General features: G+C 73.0%; 23 protein-coding genes. 8 read left to right on the top strand and 15 right to left on the bottom strand.

All coding sequences use genetic code 11. From position 1 onward, the window contains the following. Nucleotides 1-35 precede the first annotated feature (35 nt). The gene (locus tag ACGF4F_RS17690; RefSeq protein ID WP_393078414.1) at nt 36-5,687 is read right to left on the bottom strand and encodes a ThuA domain-containing protein; all 5,652 of its coding nucleotides are present in this window, start codon (nt 5,685-5,687) and stop codon (nt 36-38) included. Between the two features lie 178 nt (nt 5,688-5,865). Between ACGF4F_RS17690 and ACGF4F_RS17685 the strand changes: the two genes are divergently transcribed. Further along, a complete protein-coding gene (locus ACGF4F_RS17685; protein WP_393078411.1) occupies nt 5,866-6,765 on the top strand; it encodes a GNAT family N-acetyltransferase in 900 nt (299 codons plus the stop codon). A gap of 43 nt (nt 6,766-6,808) precedes the next feature. On the opposite strand, the gene ACGF4F_RS17680 is transcribed toward ACGF4F_RS17685, so the two are convergent. Next, nucleotides 6,809-7,594 (bottom strand): EI24 domain-containing protein, encoded by a 786-nt coding sequence (locus ACGF4F_RS17680; protein WP_357443488.1) that lies wholly within the window; start codon nt 7,592-7,594, stop codon nt 6,809-6,811. 64 nt (nt 7,595-7,658) lie between these two features. On the opposite strand from ACGF4F_RS17680, the gene ACGF4F_RS17675 reads away from it, so the two are divergent. Beyond that, nucleotides 7,659-8,690 (top strand): helix-turn-helix transcriptional regulator, encoded by a 1,032-nt coding sequence (locus ACGF4F_RS17675; protein WP_393078408.1) that lies wholly within the window; start codon nt 7,659-7,661, stop codon nt 8,688-8,690. Here ACGF4F_RS17675 and ACGF4F_RS17670 read toward each other — a convergent pair. Beyond that, nucleotides 8,674-9,588, bottom strand: a complete 915-nt coding sequence (locus ACGF4F_RS17670) for an SDR family oxidoreductase (RefSeq protein WP_357443484.1) — start codon at nt 9,586-9,588, stop codon at nt 8,674-8,676. The genes ACGF4F_RS17675 and ACGF4F_RS17670 overlap by 17 nt on opposite strands. A gap of 77 nt (nt 9,589-9,665) precedes the next feature. Here ACGF4F_RS17670 and ACGF4F_RS17665 point away from each other — a divergent pair, with 77 nt between their 5' ends. After that, entirely contained in the window at nt 9,666-10,352 is a 687-nt protein-coding gene (locus tag ACGF4F_RS17665) for a DNA polymerase beta superfamily protein (protein WP_393078448.1), read from the top strand. A gap of 71 nt (nt 10,353-10,423) precedes the next feature. Here the strand turns inward: ACGF4F_RS17665 and ACGF4F_RS17660 are convergent, their stop codons facing one another. The 5 genes from ACGF4F_RS17660 to ACGF4F_RS17640 form a co-directional block, all read right to left on the bottom strand. Then, complete coding sequence (locus ACGF4F_RS17660; protein ID WP_357443482.1) at nt 10,424-11,161, bottom strand: alanyl-tRNA editing protein; 738 nt, start codon at nt 11,159-11,161, stop codon at nt 10,424-10,426. 10 nt (nt 11,162-11,171) lie between these two features. Further along, entirely contained in the window at nt 11,172-12,059 is an 888-nt protein-coding gene (locus tag ACGF4F_RS17655; protein ID WP_357443480.1) for an alpha/beta hydrolase, read from the bottom strand. Further along, complete coding sequence (locus ACGF4F_RS17650) at nt 12,056-12,376, bottom strand: DUF2516 family protein (protein ID WP_073834475.1); 321 nt, start codon at nt 12,374-12,376, stop codon at nt 12,056-12,058. The genes ACGF4F_RS17655 and ACGF4F_RS17650 overlap by 4 nt, the downstream gene beginning before the upstream one ends. A 73-nt stretch (nt 12,377-12,449) precedes the next feature. Beyond that, nucleotides 12,450-13,109 (bottom strand): hypothetical protein, encoded by a 660-nt coding sequence (locus ACGF4F_RS17645; RefSeq protein WP_393078403.1) that lies wholly within the window; start codon nt 13,107-13,109, stop codon nt 12,450-12,452. Further along, nucleotides 13,106-13,738 carry a helix-turn-helix domain-containing protein gene (locus ACGF4F_RS17640; protein WP_393078401.1) on the bottom strand — a complete coding sequence of 211 codons (633 nt, stop codon included), beginning with the start codon at nt 13,736-13,738 and terminating at the stop codon, nt 13,106-13,108. The genes ACGF4F_RS17645 and ACGF4F_RS17640 overlap by 4 nt, the downstream gene beginning before the upstream one ends. A 111-nt stretch (nt 13,739-13,849) precedes the next feature. On the opposite strand from ACGF4F_RS17640, the gene ACGF4F_RS17635 reads away from it, so the two are divergent. Further along, nucleotides 13,850-14,647: an alpha/beta fold hydrolase gene (locus ACGF4F_RS17635; RefSeq protein WP_393078398.1), complete on the top strand. Its 798-nt coding sequence runs from the start codon at nt 13,850-13,852 to the stop codon at nt 14,645-14,647. Between the two features lie 16 nt (nt 14,648-14,663). Here the strand turns inward: ACGF4F_RS17635 and ACGF4F_RS17630 are convergent, their stop codons facing one another. The 4 genes from ACGF4F_RS17630 to ACGF4F_RS17615 form a co-directional block, all read right to left on the bottom strand. Continuing rightward, complete coding sequence (locus ACGF4F_RS17630; RefSeq protein ID WP_357443472.1) at nt 14,664-15,623, bottom strand: asparaginase; 960 nt, start codon at nt 15,621-15,623, stop codon at nt 14,664-14,666. A gap of 94 nt (nt 15,624-15,717) precedes the next feature. Further along, entirely contained in the window at nt 15,718-16,545 is an 828-nt protein-coding gene (locus ACGF4F_RS17625; protein WP_357443470.1) for a 3-keto-5-aminohexanoate cleavage protein, read from the bottom strand. Nucleotides 16,546-16,670: 125 nt separating this feature from the next. Then, nucleotides 16,671-17,783, bottom strand: coding sequence for a YgfZ/GcvT domain-containing protein (locus ACGF4F_RS17620; protein ID WP_393078394.1), 1,113 nt, complete (start codon nt 17,781-17,783; stop codon nt 16,671-16,673). After that, nucleotides 17,780-18,208 carry a Fur family transcriptional regulator gene (locus ACGF4F_RS17615; protein WP_073834482.1) on the bottom strand — a complete coding sequence of 143 codons (429 nt, stop codon included), beginning with the start codon at nt 18,206-18,208 and terminating at the stop codon, nt 17,780-17,782. Before ACGF4F_RS17615 ends, ACGF4F_RS17620 begins: the two co-directional genes overlap by 4 nt. Before the next feature lie 69 nt (nt 18,209-18,277). Between ACGF4F_RS17615 and ACGF4F_RS17610 the strand changes: the two genes are divergently transcribed. After that, nucleotides 18,278-19,144 (top strand): aminotransferase class IV, encoded by an 867-nt coding sequence (locus ACGF4F_RS17610; protein WP_393078391.1) that lies wholly within the window; start codon nt 18,278-18,280, stop codon nt 19,142-19,144. 76 nt (nt 19,145-19,220) lie between these two features. Here ACGF4F_RS17610 and ACGF4F_RS17605 read toward each other — a convergent pair whose 3' ends face one another. Together ACGF4F_RS17605 and mtfM are read right to left on the bottom strand one after the other, a co-directional pair. Continuing rightward, a complete protein-coding gene (locus tag ACGF4F_RS17605) occupies nt 19,221-19,826 on the bottom strand; it encodes an FABP family protein (protein WP_393078388.1) in 606 nt (201 codons plus the stop codon). Between the two features lie 55 nt (nt 19,827-19,881). Beyond that, complete coding sequence (mtfM, locus tag ACGF4F_RS17600) at nt 19,882-19,986, bottom strand: small membrane protein MtfM (RefSeq protein ID WP_274534545.1); 105 nt, start codon at nt 19,984-19,986, stop codon at nt 19,882-19,884. Between the two features lie 12 nt (nt 19,987-19,998). Between mtfM and ACGF4F_RS17595 the strand changes: the two genes are divergently transcribed. From ACGF4F_RS17595 to ACGF4F_RS17585, 3 genes are all read left to right on the top strand, one after another. Next, on the top strand, nt 19,999-20,373 hold the full coding sequence (locus tag ACGF4F_RS17595; protein WP_073834485.1) for a DsrE family protein: 375 nt from the start codon (nt 19,999-20,001) through the stop codon (nt 20,371-20,373). 89 nt (nt 20,374-20,462) lie between these two features. Then, on the top strand, nt 20,463-20,855 hold the full coding sequence (locus ACGF4F_RS17590; protein WP_357443461.1) for an SCP2 sterol-binding domain-containing protein: 393 nt from the start codon (nt 20,463-20,465) through the stop codon (nt 20,853-20,855). Continuing rightward, a complete protein-coding gene (locus tag ACGF4F_RS17585; RefSeq protein ID WP_393078384.1) occupies nt 20,852-22,903 on the top strand; it encodes a glycogen debranching N-terminal domain-containing protein in 2,052 nt (683 codons plus the stop codon). The genes ACGF4F_RS17590 and ACGF4F_RS17585 overlap by 4 nt, the downstream gene beginning before the upstream one ends. A 55-nt stretch (nt 22,904-22,958) precedes the next feature. Here the strand turns inward: ACGF4F_RS17585 and ACGF4F_RS17580 are convergent, their stop codons facing one another. Next, complete coding sequence (locus tag ACGF4F_RS17580; RefSeq protein ID WP_393078381.1) at nt 22,959-23,804, bottom strand: hypothetical protein; 846 nt, start codon at nt 23,802-23,804, stop codon at nt 22,959-22,961. Between the last annotated feature and the right edge of the window lie 114 nt (nt 23,805-23,918).

Raw genomic sequence — 23,918 nt, 5'->3', positions numbered from 1 at the left:
CGGGGGTGTGACACCCCCGGCCCCGGCTCGTCGACCTACTTCCCGGACAACCGCTCGATCATCACGTCCGCGTCGCGGACCAGGACGGCGCGCACCTCGGCGTTCGGCACCACCTTCGGATCACCCGCCAGGTCCCGGAACGGCCGGAGCTCCCGCACCGCCTGCTTGTTGAGCCCCTTGGCCGCGAACTTGCCGGCCTGGTCCAACGGTTTGTGCAGCTGACTGGCGCTCTCGGCAGAGAGCCAGCCGGTGGCCCGGAACCGGTCCACCAGGTTGCCCATGTCCTCGATCGAGGTCGTCACGGTGAACGTGATCGACCGGGTCGACCGGTTGCCCGCCGCGTCGGTCGCCACCACGGCCAGCGTGTGCTCGCCGAGCGACAGCCCGTAGAGCGGCAGCAGGGTGTCGTCGAGGATCGGCTTCCCGTCGAGCGTGCCGACCAGCGAGGTGACCCCCGACGTGCCGTCGGTCGCCGAGTAGGTGATCCGCACGTCCTGGCTGTCGCCGTACGTCGCGCCGGCCGCCACCCCGGAGAGCAGAACCGCCGGGGCAGTGCCGTCGATCTTCAGTACGGCGGACTTCACGTCCTCCACGTTCCCCGCCCGGTCCGTGGCGCGGTACCGGAGGGTGTGGTCGCCGTCGCCGCGCACCTCGACCGAGTCGGCGTACGGCGTCCAGGCGCCGCCGTCGAGCGAGTACTCGATCCTCGCCACCCCGGACGTCTGGTCGGTGGCCGTGATGGTGACCGGCACCGCACCGTTGTGCCACCCCGAGTCGCCCGGCGGGGCGAACGTCGCGGCGGAGACGGGCGCGGTCCCGTCGAGCTTGAGCGCCAGTTTCCGCGGCGCCTCGGCGTTGCCCGCGAGGTCCACCGAGCGGTACTCGACGGTGTGCTCGCCGTCGCCGGTCACCGGGATCGGCCCGCTGTAGCGGGTCCACCCGCCGTCGGTCCGGTACTCGGTCCGCGCCACGCCGCTGTCGTCGTCGGTGGCCTGCAGGGTCACCGTGACGTCGGAGCGGAACCAGCCGGCGGCACCGTCCGGCTCGGCCGGCGAGGTGGTCGCCCGGGTGGTGGGCGCGACGGTGTCCGACGGCAGTTGCTTGAGCCGGACGTTGCGGAAGTAGACGTCGTCACCGTTGCCGTGGTTCTGGATACCGACGTAGCTGGGCTGCCGCATCCGGGCCGGGTCGGTGTTGACGTACTCGTTGATCTTCACGCCGTTCAGGTGGACCACGATGCTCTGGCCCCGGACGACGATCTCGTACGAGTTCCACTGCCCCGGCGGCTTGAGCGCGGCGTCCCGGGCGGCCAGGTCGGCCGACTGGAAGTTGTAGATCGCCCCGGTCGTCTTCTCCGGCACGTCCGTGGCGTCGATCTGGATCTCGTGCCCCTGGTTGACCGCCAGCCACGGGTCGTTGCCCGGGTTCGGGAACCCGACGAAGATCCCGGAGTTGTCGTCCCCGGCCATCTTCCAGTCCAGCTTCAGGCTGTAGTCGCGGAAGCTCTGGTCATACCAGTGCAGGCCCAGCCCGCCGTACGACAGCAGGGTGCAGTCGGCGGCGTGCAGGAACCCACCCGGCCCGGCCTGCTTCCACTTGGCCAGGCTCGCCGAGGTGCCGTCGAACAGGCTGGTGTAGCCGGCCTCCGGAGCGGTCGGCGTGCAGGCGTTCTGCGGCGCGTCGTCGAGCCGGAAGAAGTCGAACGACGCCGGGTTGCCGGTGCCGTTGAAGGCGGCGACGCCCACCTTCGGGTTCGGCACGGCGGACAGGTCCCGCGGCCTGCCGACGGTCGTCCACTGCTCACCGTCGGTCGAGTACGCCGCCGTCAGCGCCCGCCCGTCGCTGGTGATCTTCATCCATACCGTGTGCGGGAAGTCCACGGCCAGGTTGGGTGAACGGTCGACGGCGCCACCGTCGATCGGCGACCCGCCCTGCTGCTGGATGAACTCGAAGTTGCGCACCCCGCTGTCGGTCCTGATGAACGAGAACTTGACGAAGTTCGGGTCGTCGCCGTGGACGACGAGGCCCGCCTGCTCCCACGCGTCCGTATGGTCGATGGTCACCTTCGTCACGGCCTGCCACGCCCCGGCCGGGGCGTCCTGGAGCAGGATGTTCTTCGCGTCGGTGGCGCCGCCGTACATGTCACCCGGGAGGGCGTCGATCTGCAGCGACCCGCCGACGAGCCGGTAGCGCGCGGGGTCTTCGCGCAGCACCGACCACCGGCACCGGTCGATGACCTCGCCGGTGAACTCGTCGTCCGGGTTCACCTCGGCGGACGGGTCTGCGCACGGCGGTGCCACCCGATAAGTGTTCACCGTGACGGTGGCCGACGCGGCCAGCCCGGACGGATCACGCGCGGTGACCTTGGCCGTGTGGATGCCGGCCTTGGTGTAGGTGTGCGTCGGGTTCTGCTCCGTCGACGTCGCTCCGTCACCGAACTCCCAGGCGTAGCTGAGCGGGTCCCCGTCGCGGTCGGTGCCGGCGGCGGTGAACCTGACGGTCGCCGGGATCTGCGCCTGGGCGACGTCGGCCGACGCGGTCACCTCCGGGCGGGTGCTCGACGCCACGCCCTTGCCGTGGAAGGTGAACTCGTCGACGTCGAAGAGCCCGCCGCCGGAACCCTTGAACACCAGGTAGAGCCGGTGGGTGCCACCGGGGTCGGTGACCGGGAGGACCGGGCTGTCGACGTAGTTGTCCCAGCCGCCGGTGTTCGCCACGGCCATGCTGGCGACGAGGGGCCCGTCCGGCCGGTCCGTCCGGAACTCGAGGGTGCCGCCCCCGCCGCCCGAGGAGAGCCGGGCCTGGACGCCGGTGATGCCGGTCAGGTTGTACGTGTCGAACGCGATCCAGTCGCCGTTGTCGATGTAGCCGACGCGCTTCCCGCCGTGCGCGCCACCCGCGTCAACGACCTGGATCCCGTTGGCCTCGGTGAAGTGCTCACTCTGCCGGACCCGCGGCTGGAGGACCAGCCGGGTCTGCCCGGTGAGCGGCGGCACGCCCGCTGCGCCCTGGTCGGTGTAGGTCGCGGCGAGCACGCCGTAGAGGTTGGCGTCGGCGCTGTGGCCGTCCTCGGCGACGGTGTCGAGCACCCCCTCGCAGGCGTGCGTCTGGACCAGCCCGTGGCTGTGTGTGTCGTGGCCCAGGGCGTAGTCGATCTGCACGGTCCCGCAGTCGATCTCGCCGTCCTCCGGGTCGGTGACCCGCGCGGTGAACGGCACCCGGTCACCGAACTGGAACACGCCACCGGCGGGCGGGGTGGCGAACTCGACCCGCGGCGCGGTGTTGCCGACCGTGATCTGCATGGTCGCCGTTCCGGTCGTACCGGCCTGGTCGGTCAGGGTGAGCCGGGCGGTGAACTGCCCGTTCGTGGTGTAGGTGAAGGTGGGGTCCGGCTCGGTCGAGTCGACCGTGCCGTCATCGGTGAAGTCCCAGGCGTAGGTGAACGAGTCGCCCGGATCGGGATCCCGGGACCCGGCGGAGGAGAAGGCCACGGTGAGCGGGGCCGGCCCGGAGGTCGGGTTGGCGCTCACCGCCGGGATCGGGGCACGCTTGCCCTTGACGTAGTCGATCCGGTAGACGGCCGAGTCCGGCGCGCCACCGAAGTAGCCGCTGCCGTAGTCGAGGACGTAGAGGGAGCCGTCCGGGCCGAACTCGATGTCCATCGGCCGCACGACCTGCTCGGGGAACGGGTTGATGCTGAGCGGCTGGCCGGCGTCGTCCAGGACGACGTTCTTGATCCAGCCGCGTCCCCAGTCGGCCGCGAAGAACGTGCCGTCGAAGTACTCGGGGAACTTGGTGTCCGACCTCAGATCGGGGTCGTACCGGTAGACCGGGCCGCCCATCGGCGACTCGCTGCCGTCGCCGAACTCCGGCACCGAGGCACCGTCGTACGTGATCCACGCCGGCTGCGCGGCGGGCAGGTCCTGCTTGCCGGTGTTGCGGGGCGAGGTGTTGCGGGGGGCGGCGCAGTCGAACTTCGGCCCGGAGGTCCCGGTGGCGAAGTCGTAGTCGTTGTACGCGACGTTCGGGCCGACGCAGTACGGCCACCCGAAGTTGCCGGGGCCGCGGATCTGGTTGAACTCCACCATCCCGCCCGGACCGCGGTTCGGGTCGGCGGCGCCGGCGTCCGGGCCGTACTCACCGAGGTAGAGCCAGCCGGTCTCCGGGTCGACGGTGAACCGGAACGGGTTGCGGAAGCCCATCGCGTAGATCTCGGGCCGGGTGCCGGCGGTGCCGGCCGGGAAGAGGTTGCCCGCCGGCGACTGGTAGCTGCCGTCGGCGGCCACCTTGATGCGCAGCACCTTGCCGCGCAGGTCGTTCGGGTTGGCCGACGAGCGCTGCGCGTCGTACGCCGGGTTACGGCTGGCCCGCTCGTCGATCGGGGTGTAGCCGTTGGAGGCGAACGGGTTGGAGTCGTCGCCGGTGGAGAGGTAGAGGTTGCCCGCCGCGTCGAAGGCGATGTCGCCCCCGGCGTGGCAGCAGATGCCCCGGTTGGCCGGCACCTCGAGGATCTTCTGCTCACTGGCCAGGTCGAGGGTGCCGCCGGTGAGTTTGAACCGGGACAGCCGGTTCACCCCGTCGAAGCGGGCGAAGTCCGCGCTGGTGCCGTCGTTCGGCGCGTCCCCCTCCGGGGTGTCCAGCGGGGGCGCGAAGTAGAGGTAGATCCAGCCGTTGCTGGCGAAGCCGGGGTCCACCCCGATGCCCTGCAACCCGTCCTCGTCGTGGTTGTAGACCGGGAGCCGGCCGGCGAGGCTGGTCACGCCCTGCGGCGTGGTGAGGAAGACGCGGCCGTCGCGGGAGGTGTGCAGCACCCGCCGGTCCGGCAGCACGGCGAGGTTCATCGGTTCGCCCGTGGTGTCCGCGCCCTTGGCGAGGGTCACCTGCGCGAAGTTGGCGTCGACGGTCGCCCCGCAGTCCGCCGGCACGGCCCCGGCGGCCGTTTTGATCCCGCCGAGCAGGTGCCGCAGGAACTCCGGCTCGCGGTACGAGGCGTCGGTGTGGCCGCCGCCCGTGTACCAGGACCGCCCGCCGTCGTACTGCTGGCACCAAGCGATCGGGTGGCTCGTGCCCATCGCGCCCGCCCCGGCGGCGTACGTCCGCTCGTCGAGGGCCGCGAGCACGTGCACCTCGCCACGCGGGTCGGCGCGGTAGTTGTACCACTCGTCGGTGCGGACCCACCGGTCCGGCAGCGACTCGGTGGACGGGTGCACGTGGTCGTCCACCTTGACCGTGGCCTGTTGGATGGCCGGGTGGCTGTTGAAGTACGCGCCGACGAGCTTGCCGTACCACGGCCACTCGTACTCGGTGTCCGAGGCGGCGTGCACGCCGGCGTACCCGCCGCCCTGGCGGATGTACCGCTCGAAGGCCGCCTGCTGGTCGGCGTTGAGCACGTCGCCGGTGGTCGAGAGCCAGACCACCACGTCGTACTGGGCCAGGTTCGCGTCGGTGAACGCCCCGGCGTCCTCGGTCGCGTCGACGGCGAAGTTGTTCTCCTGCCCGAGCTTCTGGATCGCCGCGATCCCGGCGGGGATCGAGTCATGCCGGAATCCCGCGGTCTTCGAGAAGACCAGGGCCCGGAAGCCCGGTTCGGCCGCCGAGGCCGGCGTCGAGAGGCTCCCGGCTATCGGCAGCGCCAGCAGCGCACCGAGCGCTGCCGACAACAGACGGCGTAACGGCTTGCGGGACACGGCGCCTCCTCACCCGATCGACCAGCTTCTACGCGGGACCTTAACGGCCGTGAAACACAAAGGACAGATGCAAGAGACGAAAGTTTTGCTGGACCGTGCACGACTTTTTCCATCTACAGGCGAAAGTGGGCGCCATTAACCCGTCGCGCGTTCCGGAAGCTGCGGCTACCGTCAGCCCGTGCCTGTGATCCGTCCCGCCCGCCCCGACGACGCGCCGGGCGTCGTGGCCCTCCGCGCGGTCGTGCACCCGTACCTGGTACGCGGCGTCGAGTCGACCCGACGCATGATCGCCCAGCCGCCGCCCGAGGAGGACTGGACCGCCTGGGTGGCCGAGGCGGACGGGCAGGTGGTCGGCTGGACGTCGGCGTACCGGAACAGCCAGACCTCGGAGCCGGACGTCGGGGAGGTTTCCACCCTGCACGTGCATCCGGCGTACCGAGGTCAGGGTGCCGGCACCGCGCTCCTGGCGGCCGCGCTCGGTCACCAGCGCGTCATCGGCGCGCGGCGGGTGCTCACCTGGTCCCAGCCCGAGTCCCTGCCGTTCGCCCGCCGGCACGGCTTCACGCCCAGCCGGGAGCTGCGCTACTCCGCGCTCGACCTGCAGCCGGCCCCGCCGATGCCCGAGCCGCCGCCAGGCGTACGGCTGCTCCCGGCCGCCGAGCTGGACCCGCGCCGGATCCACCAGGTGGACGCCGAGTCGTCGCTGGACGAACCGGGCGACGTCCCGACGGACGCCATGGGCTACGACATCTGGCACCACGAGGTCTGGGACAACCCGGGGCTGGACCGGGCCGCCAGCACGGTGGCCGAGGTGGACGGCACGCTGGCCGCGGTCAGCCTGGTCAAGCGGGACGGCGACCGGATGTGGTCGGCATTCACCGGCACGGTGCCCGGACACCGGGGCCGCGGCCTGGCCAGGCTGGTCAAGCGGGCCGCGCTGCACCGGGCCGCGCTCGGGGGCGTCCGCGTCGCGTACACCTCGAACGACGGGGCGAACGCGCCGATGCTGGCGGTCAACGCCCGGCTCGGCTACCGGCCGGTGGCCACCCAGTGGTCCTGCCTACGCGAACTCACCTGAGGCCGCCAGCGACCCGACGGCCGCCTGGCACGGCCCGGGGAGACTACTCGACGGACTGGCCGAGCGACCGGCGGGCGAGCAGGGTGGCGCCGGCGACGGCGGCCGGCATGACCAGCACCGCGCCGAGCGGGATCAGGAAGCACACGAAGACGGCCACGCCGAAGCCCAGGGTGGTCGGTCGGTCGGCCTTGAGCAGTGACCGGCGCTCCGGCAGCCCCATCCCCCGGCGGTAGAAGGCCGCGCCGACCAACTCCAGGGCGAGGAACCAGCCACCCACCGCCGCGCCGAGCACCGGGACGACCGTCTGCCCGACCACCGGGATGAAGCCGGCCGCGAAGAGAGGTACGCCGACCAGCACGGAGACCGCCAGCAGCCGCAGCGAGTCGACGATGCTGCGGCGCACCGAGGCCCAGAAGGGCACCTCGACCGCGCCCGGGGTGCCGCCGAGCCGGTCCTCGACCCGCTCGGAGATCTTCTCGTAGAACGGGTCGCCGAGGGCCAGGGTGACCGCGGTGAAGGTGAGCACCCCGAGCAGGCCGGCCAGGCCCACGATCGCCAGCCCGGCGATCACCCGGACCAGACCCCGCCAGGCCCCCGACCAGTCGTCTGCGAACGGGGTGACCAGCGCGGCGAGGTCGTCCACGAAATAGAGCAGGGTGGCGAACGCGGCGACGAAGAGCACGCCGGAGATGAGCGCCGGGACGACGCCGAGCAGCATGAGCCCGGGGCTGCGGACGTAGAGGCCGATGCCGCGCAGCAGCAGACCGGCGCCGGCGAGGAAGCGGGTGGCGGCGCCGGTCACCGGCGCGGCGAGGCGGGGTACGTCCACGACCCGACAGCGTAGTCGTCGCCTGCGGCAACCCTGGTCGCGCGAACTCGGGCAGGATGGTCGGATGCGTGCCTCCCGGCTGATCTCCCTCGTGCTGCTGCTGCAGTCGCGGGAGACGATGACCGCGGCCGAGCTGGCCCGCGAGCTGGAGGTCTCCGAGCGCACCGTCTACCGGGACGTGCTGGCGCTCTCCGCCGCCGGGGTGCCGGTCTACGCGGACCGGGGCCGGGCCGGCGGGTACCGCCTGCTCGGCGGCTACCGGACCCGGCTGACCGGGCTGACCAGGGACGAGGCGGAGGTGCTCTTCCTGGCCGGGCTGCCCGGACCGGCCGGCGACATGGGGCTGGCCGACGCGGTCGCCGGCGCCGAGCTGAAGGTGCTCGCCGCGCTCCCGCCGAGCCTCCGCGACGCGCCGGCCCGGACCGGGCAGCGGTTCCACCTCGACGTGCCGGGCTGGTTCCGGCAGAGCGAGCCGCCCGCATGGCTGACCGAGCTGGCCCGGGCGGTCTGGCGGGACCGGGTCGTCGAGCTGCGCTACCGCCGGGGCGAGCGGGAGGTGACCCGCACCGTCCAGCCGTACGGGCTGGTGCTGAAGAGCGGGGTCTGGTATCTGGTCGGCCGGGTCGGCGACGGGTACCGGACGTACCGGGTGGACCGGGTGGTCGGCGTCGAGGTGGGCGGGGCGACCTTCGACCGGGACGAGGGCTTCGACCTGGGGGCGTACTGGCGGGAGCAGGCCGAGGCGTTCCTGCGGGACATGCTCCGGGCCGAGGTCAGCGTCCGGCTCAGCCCCGCCGGCCTGCGCGCGCTCCGGCACCTCGCCGACGCACCCTTCGTGTACGACGAGGCGGTCGGCGCCGCCGAGGGGCCCGACGGGCAGGGTCGGATGGTGCTCCGGCTGCCCGTCGAGTCCGTCGCGGTGGCGTACGCCCAACTGCTCTCGCTCGGCCCCGAGGTGGAGGTGCTCGACCCGCCGGAGCTGCGCGAGCGGTTCGCCGAGGCGGCCCGTCGCGCGGCCGCGCTCTACCTGGAGCCGGACCCGGCGACGTCGGCAGGGCTCGGCACCGCCGCGCCGGCGGTCAGCGGTAACCGGTGACGTCGGCCGGCTTCCCCGGGTCCTGCACCTCGACCAGATAGCGCCAGGCATCGGGACGGCTGCCGTCGAGGTCGGTGAAGCCGTACACCTGGGCCAGCTCGCCGCTGGAGACGGACCTTCCGTTCCACCGGGCCCGGTCCGGGTCGGCGGCGAGGGCCGCAACCGCGCGTCCGACGAACGCGGGCGTCTCCGAGATGGCGAAGTGCGGTTGCTTCTCCAGGGCGTCCTGCCAGTTCTCCTCGGTGACGCCGAACAGCTCCAGCATGTTCTCGGAACGCAGCCAGCCGGGGGTGAGCGCGACCGCGGTCGCGCCGTGCTGGCGCAGCTCATGGGCCTGAGCGAACGCCAGCCGGTTCACCGCGGTCTTCGCCAGGTCGTAGAAGAACGAGACCCGGTAGTTCGACGCGTTGTATTCGGTGGTGCCGTCGCCGACCTCCACGACCAGGCCGCCGGGGTTGCGCACCAGCAGCTTCAGCGCGAAGTGACTGGTGATGATGTGCGTGTCGATGGCGAGCCGGAGCGCGCGCAGACCGTCATCGAGCGGCTGCTCCCAGAGCGGCGTCTCCCAGGTGATGAACGGCTCGGCGCCCCAGATGTCGTTGACCAGCACGTCCAGCCGGCCCTGCTCGGCGTCGATCCGGTCGACCAGGCGGCGTACCTGGTCGGGGTCGAGGTGGTCGACGGGGACCGCGATGCCGGCGCCCCCGGCGGCCGTGACCAGCTCGGCCGTCTCCTCGATGGTCTCCGGCCGGTCCAGCTCGGAGCGGCGCTCCCGGGTGCTGCGGCCGGTGGCGTAGACGGTCGCCCCGGCGGCACCGAGCTGGACGGCGATCTGCCGGCCGGCGCCCCGGGTCGCCCCGGCGACGAGTGCGATCTTCCCTGTCAGCGGTTGGCTCATGCGGACGACGATGCCAGCGATACCTGACAGCGGAAGTCCGGTTTTCGGTGTGCATCGGATCCGCCATCATGACCGGCATGCACCTGCTGCTCTCCGGGATCGTCGGCTCGGTCGCGTACGTGCTGGCCGGACCAGGATCGGACGTGGACCGGATCGGCGTGTTCGCCGCTCCGACCGTCGCCTTCCACGGTCTGCACCCGCCCCGGGAATCGGTGGTCACCACCGAGCCCGACGTCACGCAACACGAGGCGGCGAAATACTGTCGTCTCGCCTTGAGCGGCAACCCGACCGCCACCGAGCTGATGTGGCTGCCGGACGACTGCTACGAGACGCGGACGGAGTTCGGCGAGCGACTGATCGCCATCCGCTCGGCCTTCCTCAGCGCCCCCCGGGTCCGGGACGCCTACCTCGGTTACGCCACCCAACAGTTCCGGAAGCTGGCCGGGCGAGACTCGTCAACGGGTGGCCGGCGGCGGTCGGCGAAGCACGCCCGGCACCTGGCCCGGCTGCTGCACCAGGGCCGGGTGCTCTACGCGACCGGGGTGCTGGAGATCCGGCTGGCCGACCCGGAGTGGTTCCGGGCGTTCGGCGAGCGGGTCGCGGGCGGCGCGCTGGACGAGGCGGAGGCGCTGGTCACGGCGGCCGAGCGGGACTTCGACCAGATCCGTACGCCGCTCCCGGAGCGGCCCGACGAGGAGACCGTGGAGCGCTGGCTGCTCGACGTCCGGGCCGCCCACCTGCCGCCCGACCTGCTCGCACGCTGACGGCACGGTGCGGCAACCAGCCCAACGTCTGATCCACGGCTCCCGGCGCGCGGCACGCGCCGGGAGTCGCGTCAGTCCACCAGGCGGACGCGGACCCGGCGGTTGGCCCGGCCCTTGCTCTCCACCTTGACCACCTGGACCTTGCCGATCTGGGCGGTGGAGGCGACGTGGGTGCCCCCGTCGGCCTGCACGTCCAGCCCGACGATGTCGACGATCCGGACCTCCTGCTCGTCCGCCGGGATCAGATTGGACTGGGTACGGATGATGTCCGGCAGGGCCAGCGCCTCCGCCCGGGGCAGCACCCGCACGGCGACCGACCGGTCGGCGGCCACCTCGGCGTTGACCAGCTCCTCGATCCGCGACTTGAAGTCGGACGGCACCGCGGGGAGGTTGAAGTCCATCCGGGCCTCGCCGGGTTCCATGTTGCCGCCGGTGACCAGCGCGCCGAAGTCCCGGAAGACCACCCCGCAGAGCACGTGCAGGCCGGAGTGGGTACGCATCAGCATGGTCCGCCGGACGTCCTCGACCGCGCCGGTGACGGCGGTGCCGACCGGCGGCAGCGGATCACCCTCGGCCGGGATGAGCCAGAGGTCGTCGCCCTTGCGGGTGCCCACGATCCGGGTCTGCACCCCCTGCCAGAGCAGCACCCCGTGGTCCGGCGGCTGCCCGCCGCCGCCCGGATAGAAGGCCGACCGGTCCAGCACGATGCCCTGCCCGGGATCGGCCGCCAGCACCGTGCACGTCCACTCCCGCAGGGTGGGGTCGGCAAGGTCGAGGCGATGCGTACGGCCGTGGTGTGTGACGCCCATGCCGGGCAGGTTACCCGTTGAGGAACGTCGAGATCCGGTCCCGCAGGTCGGCGCGTTCCGACCAGAGGACGCCCGGGCGGTCGTACACGTGCAGGGTGGCCTGCGGGAGCGCGGCGGCCAACTGCTCGGCGACCGGCACCGGGTGCAGGTCGTCGCCGGCGCAGCCGATCACCAGCGCCGGAGCGGTGACCCCGGCGAGCGCGTCGGCGGTCCGCAGCGGGGCCTGGTCCGGCAGGCTGGCCAGCCCCGGCGCGAGCCCGTCGCGGAGCAGCTGGTCCAGCCGTTGCCGCAGGTAGGCCCAGCCGGCCGGGCTGTTGCGGACGGCCGGCGGCAGTTCCAGCGACACCACGTCGGCCAGGGCCGAGGCGTCCCCCTCCGCCACCGCGTCGAGCAGGTCGGTCAGCCGGGCCCGGGCCACCTCACCGCGCGGGCTGTCCAGCACGGCGGGGAGGAAGAAGACCAGCTTCTCGAAGCGTTCCGGGCTCTCGGCGAGCAGCCGGCACAGCGCGCCGGCGCCCAGGCTCGCCCCGAAGGCCCGGGCGGCGCCGCCGAGGTCGGCGATCGCCCGCAGGTCGCGGGCCAGGTCGAGGTAGTTCCACGGCCCGGGCGGCGAGTCGGAGCGGCCGTGCCCGCGGAACTGGAAGAAGATCTTGCGGCCGGTGACCCCGCTGCCGAACGGGCGGGTGGTGGCGATCCCGTTGCCGAGCCCGTGGGCGAACACCGTCACCGGGTCACCGGTGCCGGTGACCAGCCGCTCCAGCCGTACGCCATGCGGGGTGGCGACCAGCTCGGTCTCCGGTTCGGGCAGCGCCGGCCGGCCGGTGCGGGGCGCGCCGGGCCCCGGCCCCCAGGTGCGGGGACCGCCGTCCGGCGGCGGGGGCCAGCGGAAACTCCTCACCAGGAACCTCGGCCGTCGTGCAGGTCACGCAAGCCGACCCGGACGTCCAGCAGATAGATCAGACCCGCCGCGATGCCGATCAGGGTAAAGATGCTCAGCACCCCGCCCCCGACCCCGAGCAGGGTGAGCACCAGGCAGACCGCCAGGATGGCGATCCAGCCGCCCTTGGGCAGGGTGCCGATCGCGGCGAACGCGTCGGAGCGCTGGGTGATCGCATGGACCAGGGCGACAGCCTCGATGACCAGGGCGAAGACGAGCAGGATCAGCTCGATCACGTAGCGGACTTCGAACGCGAAGATCGGCGCGGCATAGGCCATGCCGGCAAGCTTATGCCGAGACCCCGGAAAACGTCCTACAGGACGCTGTCCGGGGTCTCGGTCCAGGTTCGACTCACTCGGCCGCGGGGCGGGTCCGCTTCGTGGTCTTCGGCAGCTTCGCCGACGGGGTCGCCGGCTTCGCCGCGGTGGCCCTGGTGGCGGTGGCCTTGGTGGCCCGGGTGCGCTTCACGGCGGCCGGCTTGGCCTCGACGGCCTCGGCCACCTCGGTCGGGGTCGGCACCTCGGCCGGCTTGGCGGCCGGCGTGGTGACGGCCCCGGTCGCCTCGATGTCGGCGTTCACCGTGTCCGCGGCCTCCAGCACGCCTGCGCCGACGACCCGCTCACCGCGGGCGACCAGCTCGGCGTACGCGGCCACGGCCCGGGCCGACGCGGCCTGGGCCCGCTCCTGGGCGCCGGCCAGGACGGCGGCGGCGTTGCGGCCGGCGGCCTCACGGAACTTGTCCAGGTCGAGGTCGGTCGGGACGGCCTTCTCCCGCAGCCCGGTCGCGGTTGCGGTCTTCAGCGTCTCGTTGGCGCTCTTCAGCGTCTCGGTGGCCTTCTGGCGCAGCTCGACGCCGGTCACGACAGCCTTGCCGCCGAATTCGGCGACGACCCGGGTGCCGAGGTCGCTGACCACGGTGGGCAGCTTGCGGAGCTGCTCGAGGGCCAGCTCGCCGGCGCCGGCGGCGGCGTAGAGCGGGGCCGGAATGCGGTTGGTCTTCGGCTGGGTCATGACTTCTCCTCCTCGGCCGCACCGGCGGCCTTCCGGACCACCCGGTGGGCGGTCTTCTTCTCGGGATCGGCGGCGGTCGGGGCGGGCGCGGGACCCGCCTCGGTGACGGCGACCGACTCGAGGACGCCCTCGGTCGGCGTGCCGTCCGGCGTCGCGGGGCCAGCGGTGGCCGGCGTGATGGTGGCCGCGGTCGGTGGCGCCTCGCCCGGCACGCCGGCCGACGGGGTCGGCTCGGTGGCCGGGGCCGGCTCGGCGGCGCCCTGCGCCGCGGCGGTCGCCTCGGCGAGCCGGGCGTTCTCCCGGCGGAACGTCTCGTAGATCTGGGTGAGGGACTGTTTCTGGGCCATGGTCAGCTCGGGGTCGACGGCGATCGCCGCGAGCACGCCCTGCCCCTGATTGGCGTCCAGCAGCCCGGCGCGCAAATACATCGCCGGGGTCGAGACGCGCAGCGCGCTGGCGAGCTGCTGGAGCACCTCGGCGCTCGGCTTGCGCAGTCCGCGCTCGATCTGGCTGAGGTACGGATTGCTGACGCCGGCCTGCTCGGCGAGCTGCCGCAGGGAGATCTTCGCGTTGCGGCGCAGATCCCGAATGAACCCGCCGACGTCGGGTAGCTCCTTACCGGTGGCCATGACTCCACGCTAGCGCGGGGTGCTAGCTACTGCAAGCAGAATGCTAGCCAGAGTTAGCAGGGTCTCAGATAGCCGGTTGCGTCCCGGCTGTCGGGTCCGTACGGTTCCCCCGTGCTCAAGATCGACGTGAATGGTGCGGTGCTCGCGTACGACGAGGCTGGCAGCGGCAGCCCGGTGGTGCTGCTCCACGCCGGCATCGCCGACCGGCGGATGTGGCGGGGCCAACTGCCCGCGCTCGCCGCCCGGCACCGGGTGATCGTCCCCGACCTGCGCGGCTACGGCGACTCCGAACTGCCCCCGGCCCCGTTCGCGCACCACGACGACGTGATCGGGCTGCTGGACGCCCTGGGCGTCACGCGTGCCGCCCTGGTGGGCTCCTCGTTCGGCGGCAAGGTGGCGGTGGACACCGCACTGGCCTACCCGGACCGGGTCTCCGCGCTGGCCCTGTTCGGCGCCCCGGTGTCCGGCAATGAGTGGTCCGAGGAGACCGAACAGCTCTGGGACGAGCTGGTCGGCGAGGCGGACCCGGAGGACTTCGCCGCGACCGCGGCCGGCGAGGTGCGGTTCTGGGTGGTCGGCCCGACCCGCCGCCCGGAGGACGTCGATCCGGAGCTGATCCGGTTCGCCGACGAGATGGACCGTCGGGCACTCGCCGCCGAACTGGCCCTCAGCGCCGTCGAGGTGAGCGAACTCGACCCGCCGGCGATCGACCGGCTGGGTGAGCTGGCCATGCCGGTGCTGGTCGGCACCGGCGCGGACGACGTCGCGGACCTCCGCCGGCTCGCCGACCGGATCGCCGCCGAGGCCCCGCACGGGGTGCGCCTACCGGACGTCCCGGACGCCGCCCACCTGCTGCCGCTCGAACGCCCCGAACCGGTCAACGCCGCCCTGCTCGACTTCCTGCCCTGAGCCGCCGCCGCGTGCGTCACCAGACGGCGCGGACCCCACCGACCGGCAGGCCGCCGCCGAGCAGCGGCAGCTCGGCGTACTCGGCCAGCACCGGGGCCTCGACGCCGAGCCGGCGCAGCGCGCTCACCAACACCGGCATTCGGGCCCGCCCGGCGCCATCATCGATCTTGAGAGCCACCGCGCCGACCCCCGGGACCGCCGCCGCGATGACACCCTCCGCGCCGACCTTCGCCAGCAGCCCGGGCACGCCGCGCATCAGCCGGGTGTCGTCCGCCTGGGTGCCGCCCACCAGCTCCGGGTACGACCGCATGGCGTCGGCCACGGTCCGCTCCACGGTGCCGGGCTCGGCGGAGACCAGCCGCAGGTACGCCCGGGCCAGCCCGGTCAGCGACACGGCGAGCACCGGCGCGCCGCAGCCGTCCACCCCGACGGCCGCCACCCTCTCCCCGGTGCACTCCTCGACGGCGGCCGTCAGCCGCTGCTGGAGCGGGTGCTCGGGCCGCCAGTAGCCGTCCAGTGGCCAGCCGGCGGCGAGGCAGGTCAGCAGCATCCCGGCGTGCTTGCCGGAGCAGTTCATCCGGGTCCGCGTCGGCCCGCCCCCGGCCCGCAGCACCGCCTCCCGGGCGGCCTCGCCGACCGGCAGGTCCGGCGGGCAGTGCAGCGCCTCTTCGGTCAGGCCGGCGCCGCGCAGCAGCGCGGTGACCCGCTCCACATGGAACTCCTCGCCGGCGTGGCTGGCCGAGACCAGCGCCACGTCGGCCGGTTCGGTCAGCGGCAGGCCGGCCCGGAGCATCCCGATCGCCTGCATCGGCTTGTTGGACGAGCGGGGGAAGATCGGCGAGGTCGGGTCCCCCGCCCCGGCCACCGGCGCGCCGGCGGCGTCAAGCACCGCCACGGAACCACGGTGGACGCCCTCCACGAATCCGGACCGGACCACCTCGGCGAGCGGCACGCCGCCCTCGTACGTCTTTCCCACGAGGTGGACGGTACCGACGGGTCCGGCGGGCCCGTCACCGGGGTGACCAGCGGCGTCGACCGCGGGCGTACAGGGGTGTAGGGCTTGCCGCGGCTTACATGCCGAGGAGCTGCCGGGCCTCGGTGGTCGTCAGCGGCGGGCGCTGGGCGAGCTGGGCGAAGCCGACCGCCCGGGCGACCAGTTGCATGTTGGACTCGACCGGCCGGCCCTTGGCGTAGGTGACCGTGTCCTCCATGCCGACCCGCAGGTGACCGCCGGCCGAGAGGGAGGCGAGCAGCACCGGGATGGTGCTGCGGCCGATCCCGGTGGCCGAGAAGGTGGTGCCCGCCGGCAGGTCGCGCAGCATCTGCTCGGCCGCGACCAGGGTCGCCGTGGTGCCCGGCATGCCGCCCGGCACGCCCATCACGAAGTCGACGTGCACGTGCCCGCCGTGCGGCAGGCCGTACTTGCCGAGCAGGCGCTGGAGGGCGGTGAGGTGGCCGAGGTCGAAGATCTCGTACTCGGGGACGATGCCCTTCTCCTGCATCCGGGTGTGCAGGGCGACGATGAACTCCCAGCGGTTGAGGAAGACGTCATCACCGAAGTTGACCGTGCCCATGGTGCAGGAGGCCATGTCCGGGCCGGCGTCCAGCACGGCCAGCCGGTCGGCCTCCGGGTCGGTCACCGCACCGCCGGAGGAGAGCTGCACGATCAGGTCGGTGGTCTCGCGCAGCGCCGCGACGGTCTCGCGCAGCCGCCCCTGGTCGAGGGTGGGCTTCGCCTCGTCGTCGCGGATGTGGACATGGATCACGGCGGCGCCGAGGGCCTCGCACTCCTTGGCGGTCAGCAGCAGCTCGTCGAGCGTCACCGGCAGCGCCGGCACGTCCGCCTTGGCCGACTCCGCACCGGTGGGGGCAACCGTGATCAACGTCCCAGTGGTCATGCTGGCGATCCTAGACGGCCCACCCGCCTCCGGTCGATGGCCGGCAGGCGGCCAGGCGGAAGAATCGTGCCCGTTGACCCATAGAGCCGAAAGATTTCCGGCTTGCGACCTCCAGTAAGGCAGGCTTACGACGCGTCGATGGCGGCGGCGGTCTCGCCGACCAGCAGTCGGGCGTCGTCGGCGACGTTGCGCTTCACCACGGCGAGGGCGATCTGGCCCAGCTCGTAATGCTGCACCGCGGTGCCGACGAAACCGACCGTCCGGCCGTCCAGGGTCACCGGAGCCCCGGCGGCCGGCAACTGGTCCGTGGTCACCCCGTCCAGGTGCAGCAGGACGAGCCGGCGCGGCGGCCTACCCAGGTTGTGCACCCGGGCCACCGTCTCCTGCCCCCGGTAGCAGCCCTTGTCGAGGTGTACGGCCGGCGCGATCAGGTCGACCTCGGCCGGGATGGTGCGATGGTCGCTGTCCACCCCGGCCCGGGGCTGCCGGGCGGCCACCCGGATCGCCTCGTACGCCCACAACCCGGCCACCGGCACGCCGGCGCCCCGCAGCTCGTCCACCACCTGGGTCATCGCGTCGCGGGGCACCAGCAGGTCCACGCCGAGCGGCACCCGCCGGGCCCACCCGCCGATCGGCAGCGGCCGGACGTCGTACACCACGGAGGGCCGCGCCGGCAGATCACCGGAGCGGAACTTCGGACCCGGCACCGCTACCACGTCCGGCGCGGCCAGCCCGCTGACGCCGAGGGCCTCGAGCGCGCCGGTGGCCTCCGGCCCGACCAGCGACAGCAGCGCGTGGTCGGCGGTGGCGTCGCGCGGCTCGACCTTGCTGAAGAACCGCATCTTCTCCAGGTACGACAGCAGCCCGCTGGTCATCCCCGGTTCGGTGTCCAGCCAGGTGGTCTCGCCGTCCTCGGCGACCATGGCGTGCTGCTCGATGTGCCCGTGCGGGGAGAGGACGAGCAGTTCGGTGCCCTGCCAGGCGCCCAGCCCGGCGAGGTGCTGGCTGGTCAGGGTGTGCAGCCAGCCGATCCGCTCCTCGCCCGGCACCGCCACGACGCCCCGGTGCGACCGGTCGACCAGGCCGACGCCGGTGGCCAGGGTGCGCTGCTCGCGCAGCGGGTCGCCGTAGTGAGCGGCCACCGGGCCGACCCCGGCCGCCCGGTGCACCGGCTCCGGCTGCTCCCGGGTCTCCTCGTCGATCGCCTCGGCGGCCACCGCTCCCGCGATGTCGATCATTTGCGTCCCCCGTCCTCGCACTGGCCGCAGACGCCGAAGAGCGCCACGTGCCCGATGTCCACCTGGAACCCCCGCTGCGCGGCCAACTGGTCGGCGAGCGGGCGGAGCAGCTCGGGCTCGATCTCGTCGATCGCGCCGCACTCCCGGCAGACCAGGTGGACGTGCTGGTGCTCGCCCGCCGCGTGGTAGGTCGGCGAGCCGTGGGACAGGTGGGTGTGTGTCACCAGCCCGAGCCGCTCCAGCAGCTCGAGCGTCCGGTAGATGGTGGTGATGTTGACCCCGGCGGCCACCTCCCGGACCGCCGTGTGGACCTGCTCCGGCGTGGCGTGCCCCAGGTCCATGACCGCTTGCAGGACGAGCTGCCGCTGCGCCGTCAGCCGCAGCCCACGGGAGCGGAGCAGTTCCGCGAGGGAGGATTCGGACACCGTCCGATCATAGTTCGGCCGCCGCGCCGGTCCGGTCGCCGCGGTGGTACCCGGCTACCCTCGGCGCTCGTGGGGGCATCGCGGGTGGCCGTGCTGGGTCGGGGCGTCATACCGGCCGGGGAGGCGGTGCTGCGCGGCGACGACCGGGGCGTGCTGCACGGGGACGGCCTCTTCGAGACCATGCACCTGCGCGGCGGGGAGCCCTGGCTGCGCGACGCCCACCTGGCCCGGCTGCGGGCCGGCGCGGCGGCGATCGCCCTGGCGCTCCCGCCCGCCGACGTGCTGGTCGCGTTGCTCGACGAGATCCGGGCCGGCTGGCCGGCCGAGGTGGAGGGGGCGCTGCGGCTGGTCTGCACCCGAGGACCGGAGGGCGATGGCCCGCCGACCGTGTACGCCACGCTGGGCGAGGTGCCGGCCGAGGCCCGGCGAGCCCGGCGGGACGGGGTGACGGTAGCCACCCTGCCGCTCGGGGTGGCCGCCCGGTCCCGCCCCGAGCTGGGCTGGCTGCCGGTCGGTGTGAAGTCCACCTCGTACGCCGTGAGCACCGCGGCGCGCCGTTGGGCGGCCCGGGCCGGCGTGGACGACGTGCTCTGGGTCTCCACCGACGGATACGTGCTGGAGGGGCCGAGCGCGAACGTGGTCTGGCTGGCCGGTACGACGCTGTGCACGGTGGCGGCGGCGGCCACCGGGGTGCTGCCCGGCGTGACCGCCCGCTGGCTCCTCGACCACGCCCCCGAGCTGGGCCTGACCGCCGAGGAACGCCTGGTCACCCCGGCCGAGCTGGCGACCGCCGACGGCGTCTGGCTAACCTCGTCCCTCCGCGGCCTCACGGCGGTCAGGTCCCTCGACAGAACCCCCCTCCCCCACGCCGCCATAACCCCCACCCTGCTCACCCTCCTAGGCTTCCCCCGTCCCCCCGCCGATCCACAGCGTTGATCATGAGGTTGGCGGCAGGATCGGAGACCGCCGCCAACCTCATGATCGACGGGAGAAACAGGACGGAGCGGTGGGGTCAGCCGGCTACGCGGAGGAGGCGGGCGGAGAGGTGGGGGCTCAGGGGCTGGCCCATGGCGGCCATTTCCTGGGCGTACAGCAGGGCACCTTCGACGATGCCGAAGAGGCGGGCGCCGGCGGTGACCTCCTTGGCGGTGGCCGTCCGGACCACCGCGTCGGTGACGAACTCGATCTGGGTGCCCTTGCGCTTGCCGATGTGCAGCTCCATCACGCCGTTGGGCGTGGTCATCAGGGCTTCCAGCTCGTCGGTGACCCGGTCGCCGTCCATCACCGGGCGCCACCAGCCGACCTCACGGCCGGCCGGGCGGACCGGGCGGCTCTGCTCGTCCAGGATCCAGGCGCGGGACTCGTAGAACAGGAACGGCCGGCCGTCGTGGCTGATCCGGATCTCCTGCGCGAAGTCGAAGTCCTCGATGGTCGGGAACCCGCCCCGGCCGCGCCCCCGCCACACCCCGATGTACGGCAGCAGGCCGTCCAGGCTCCGGTGCAGCTTCGGGCCGACGCGCAGGTCGTGGCTCTCCTCGTAAGGGTACGAGTCGACCGGCGGCGCGTTCAGCCACGGCGGCGGCGCAAGCGGGTTGTCGTCCGACGTGTTCGCGCTCACGGGGCCACCTTCGTTCGCGACTGCGGGGCTCGCAAACCCGGCTCACTCCTCGCGCTCACCATTTTCCTCTCGAAATCTTCACGGCCAGATAGACCAGGCCCCCGGCGAGCGCGCCGAGGCCGGCGACCAGCAGGCTGACGAACCCGATCTCGGTAACCATCCGGGCCATCCTATGCTGGGCGCCATGGCCCGTACTCTCGTCGTCAAGGCCACCGCCGGGGCGGACGCCCCCGAGCGCTGCGCCCAGGCCTTCACCGTTGCCGCCACGGCGGCGGCCGCCGGGGTCGACGTGTCGCTCTGGCTCACCGGGGAGTCGACCTGGTTCGCGCTGCCCGGGCGGGCGCAGGAGTTCGAGCTGCCGCACTCCGCCCCGCTGGCCGAGCTGCTGCACGTGATCCTGGCCACCGGTAAGGTCACCGCCTGCACGCAGTGCGCCGCCCGGCGGGACATCGGCCAGGGCGACGTCATCCCCGGCGTACGCATCGCCGGCGCAGCCGTCTTCGTCGAGGAGACGATGGCCGAGGGCGCGCAGGCGCTGGTCTACTGACGGCCTCCCAGCCGAACTGGGAGAATGTCCGTCTTGGGTGGAGAGCCGATACTGGCCCGACATGTCCGGCTGCTGCCTACGATTCGGATGTGGGCCAGGCGACCGAGCAGTTCTTCGCGGCGCTGCCGAGGCGTGCCCCGGCGGTGCTGCGCGGCCCCACCGCCGGCACTCTCCAGATCGACCTGACCACCGGCAACCGCACCGAGCACTGGTACGTGGAGCTGGCGCCCGGATCGGCCCAGGTGAGCCGGGAGCAGCGGCCGGCCGAGGCCACCTTCACGGTCGGCGCCGACCTGTTCGAGGAACTGGCCGACGGACGCGAGTCGGCCCTCGCGGCGGTGTTCCGCAACGAGGCCACGCTCAGCGGCAACGTACTGCTGTTCCTCCTCTTCCGCCGGTTCTTCCCCGACCCGCCCGGCACCCGGGACCCCCGCGAGGTGGCCCGCGAGGTCGTCCGCGAACAGGCCGGACGGTCGGAATGACGCGGGTCAGCATCCTGGACGGCAACACCTTCCTGGTCAGCGACGAGCGCGGCGACATCGAGCCGTCCTTCGACTTCCCCACCGGGCTGTTCTCCTTCGACACCCGGTTCGTCTCGACCTGGATACTCACCCTCGACGGCCAACGGCTGCATCCGCTCTCCATCGACGACTCCCAGTCGTACGGGACCCGGTTCTTCCTGGTCCCCGGCGAGCCGACGCACTACCTCGACGCCAAGGTCTCGGTGCTCCGCAGCCGGTCGATCGGCGGCAGCTTCGGGGAGGAGCTGACCGTGCTCAACCACGCCGGTCAGGAGCAGGAGTTCAACCTCCGGCTCGACATCGGCGCCGACTTCGCGGACGTTTTCGAGATCAAGCACCAGCGGCAGAAGAAGGGCCGCACCACCCCGGGCACCGGGACGAACGAGCTCCGGCTCGTCTACCGGCGGGAGAATCTCCACCGGGAGACCGTGATCAGCACGAGCGCGCCGGGCGACATCGACGAGGGCGGCATGACCTTCCGGATCCGCGTCGGTCCGCACGGCGAGTGGACCACCCGGCTGCAGGTCACCACGATCATCTACGGCGCCCGGGGGGAGGACATCCGGACCACCCTGCCGCTGGGCGGGCACCGCACCGCCGCGGCGATCCAAGCCGAGCAGAACGAGCTGATCGAGCGGGCCCCGAAACTCGGCTGCGACTGCCAGCCGCTGGCCGGGGCGTACCGGCGCAGCCTCAACGACCTGGCCGCCCTCCGGTACGAGTCGATCGCGCTGGGGGTACGGCTGCTCGCCGCCGGCCTGCCCTGGTTCATGACCCTGTTCGGCCGGGACAGCATCTTCACCTCGCTGCAGGTGCTGCCCTTCCTGCCCGAGCTGGTCCCACCGACCATCCTCATGTTGGCCGGCCTGCAGGGCAGCCGGGTGGACGACTTCCGGGACGAGGAGCCCGGCAAGATCCTGCACGAGCTGCGGTACGGGGAGACTGCCGGCTTCCTCGAGCAGCCGCACTCTCCGTACTACGGCTCGGCCGACTCCACCGCGCTCTTCGTGATCCTGCTCGACGAGTACGAGCGGTGGACCGGGGACACCACGCTGATCCGGCAACTGGAGCACGAGACCCGGGCGGCGCTGAGCTGGATCGACACGTACGGCGACCTGCTCGGCACCGGATACGTCTGGTACATGACCCGCAACCCGGAGACCGGCCTGCAGAACCAGTGCTGGAAGGACTCCTGGAACTCCGTCTCCTACGCCGACGGCCGGCTGCCCGCGTTTCCCCGGGCCACCTGCGAACTCCAGGGGTACGCGTACGACGCCAAGCTGCGCGGCGCCCGGCTGGCCCGGACGTTCTGGAACGACCCCGCGTACGCCGACCAGCTGGAACGCGAGGCGGCGGCGCTCAAGGAGCGGTTCAACCGGGACTTCTGGATCCCCGAGAAGGAGTACTACGCGCTTGCCCTGGATCCGGAGGGGCGGCACGTCGACGCCCTCTCCTCCAACATCGGCCACCTGCTGTGGAGCGGCATCGTGGACGAGTCACGGGCGGCCGCCGTGGCCCGGCACCTGCTCGGGCCGCGCCTCTTCTCCGGGTGGGGGGTGCGTACCCTCGCGGACGACCAGGGCCGGTACAACCCGATCGGGTACCACGTCGGCACGGTCTGGCCGTTCGACAACTCGTTCATCGCGTGGGGCCTGATGAGGTACGGCTTCCGGGAGGAGGCCGGCCGGATCTGCGACGCGATGCTCAGCGCGTCCCGCTACTTCGAGGGGCGGCTCCCCGAGGCGTTCGCCGGCTACGAGCGGGACCTCACCGACTACCCGGTGCAGTACCCCACCGCGTGCAGCCCGCAGGCCTGGTCGTCCGGCACTCCGCTGCTGCTGCTCCGGGTGATGCTCGGCCTGGAGCCGCAGGGTGAGCACCTGATCATCGACCCCGCCCTCCCCGAGGGGATGGGCCGGGTGGAGGTGCTCGACATCCCCGGCCGGTGGGGCCGGGTGGACGCCCTGGGCCGCAGCCGCAGCCCGCACGACGAGAGCCGCGGCCACTGACGGCCACGCGGCCAGGGCGGCCCGCTCCGGTCGGGGCGGCCCGCGACAGGACGGGTCAGCCGGCGCAGCCGGTCGAGGCGGCCAGCCGGAGCTGGTCACCGGTGGTGTCGGCCAGCACGACGACTCGCCCGGTCCGGTACGCGTACCCGTCGGGACGGTCGACCACGGCGGCGCCGAGCGGGCGCAGCGGCGCCAGCGACGCCGGCGTGGCCCCGGCCACCACGCTGATCGTCTGGGCGGCCTTGCCCGCGGGGCAGGGCACCAGGACCACCTCGGGGACCGGCGGCGCGGCCCGCCCCAGCGCCCGCAGCGCCGCCGCCAGCTCCGGCCCGACGGCCTGTCCAGGCAGCAGTTCGGCGTACTCGGTGTCGGCTGGCCGGCAGCCGGTCGCGGCGGAGAGCCGGACCCGCCCGTCGGCCACCACCCGCCCGTCGACCGCCACGAACTCCCCCGCGTCGGCGCGCAACCGGGGGCGGCCCGATTCGACGTGGACCCCGGCCCGCCAGTCGGCTGGCAGCCGCTGCGCCACCCGCTCCAGCAGGGCCCGCTCGCCGCCGGCGGCGACCAGCACGTCCAGGCCCCGGATCAGTGCCGTCCCGTCGGCCAACGGGGTGACCCGGCAACCCCGGCGCACCTGGGCCGGGGTCAACTCCCAGGCCTCGCCGTCCACGGCGGCCACCAGGCGCCCCACCGCGCCAGCCACCACCGGAATCGCCTGGCCCAGGCTGCGCTGCTCCTTCACGGTCGGCGGGTCATGGCGCACCGACCACCAGGTCAGCCCCGCGAGCAGCACCGCCCACGCCACCGCCGCGGCCAGCAGCCAACGCAGCCGACGCCGGCCGGGGGCCGGCTGGTCGGGACGGGTCGGCGGGGCGTAGCCCGCCTGGACAGCACCACTCACCGGGCCATCGTGTCATGCGGCGGCGACCGCACCGCCACCCGCGTGCGCTCTCCCACGTGCCCAGCACGGCCGGGCTGGCGGGGCCAGGTCGCCGATCTGGTGGTGTCCCACGGC

The sequence above is a fragment of the Micromonospora sp. NPDC047740 genome (assembly GCF_043204735.1).
Classification (GTDB): Bacteria; Actinomycetota; Actinomycetes; order Mycobacteriales; family Micromonosporaceae; genus Micromonospora.
The sequence above is the reverse complement of the archived record's forward strand: the minus strand, read 5'-3'. Positions and strand labels throughout refer to the sequence as shown.

Excerpts from the sequence above, each read along its gene's own strand:
- ACGF4F_RS17675 (WP_393078408.1), top strand. The coding sequence starts at position 7,659 with ATGCGTGCCTCCCGGCTGATCTCCCTCGTGCTGCTGCTGCAGTCGCGG.
- ACGF4F_RS17670 (WP_357443484.1), bottom strand. The coding sequence starts at position 9,588 with ATGAGCCAACCGCTGACAGGGAAGATCGCACTCGTCGCCGGGGCGACC.
- ACGF4F_RS17665 (WP_393078448.1), top strand. The coding sequence starts at position 9,666 with ATGCACCTGCTGCTCTCCGGGATCGTCGGCTCGGTCGCGTACGTGCTG.
- ACGF4F_RS17660 (WP_357443482.1), bottom strand. The coding sequence starts at position 11,161 with ATGGGCGTCACACACCACGGCCGTACGCATCGCCTCGACCTTGCCGAC.
- ACGF4F_RS17650 (WP_073834475.1), bottom strand. The coding sequence starts at position 12,376 with ATGGCCTATGCCGCGCCGATCTTCGCGTTCGAAGTCCGCTACGTGATC.
- ACGF4F_RS17645 (WP_393078403.1), bottom strand. The coding sequence starts at position 13,109 with ATGACCCAGCCGAAGACCAACCGCATTCCGGCCCCGCTCTACGCCGCC.
- ACGF4F_RS17640 (WP_393078401.1), bottom strand. The coding sequence starts at position 13,738 with ATGGCCACCGGTAAGGAGCTACCCGACGTCGGCGGGTTCATTCGGGAT.
- ACGF4F_RS17625 (WP_357443470.1), bottom strand. The coding sequence starts at position 16,545 with ATGACCACTGGGACGTTGATCACGGTTGCCCCCACCGGTGCGGAGTCG.
- ACGF4F_RS17620 (WP_393078394.1), bottom strand. The coding sequence starts at position 17,783 with ATGATCGACATCGCGGGAGCGGTGGCCGCCGAGGCGATCGACGAGGAG.
- mtfM (WP_274534545.1), bottom strand. The coding sequence starts at position 19,986 with ATGGTTACCGAGATCGGGTTCGTCAGCCTGCTGGTCGCCGGCCTCGGC.
- ACGF4F_RS17595 (WP_073834485.1), top strand. The coding sequence starts at position 19,999 with ATGCTGGGCGCCATGGCCCGTACTCTCGTCGTCAAGGCCACCGCCGGG.
- ACGF4F_RS17585 (WP_393078384.1), top strand. The coding sequence starts at position 20,852 with ATGACGCGGGTCAGCATCCTGGACGGCAACACCTTCCTGGTCAGCGAC.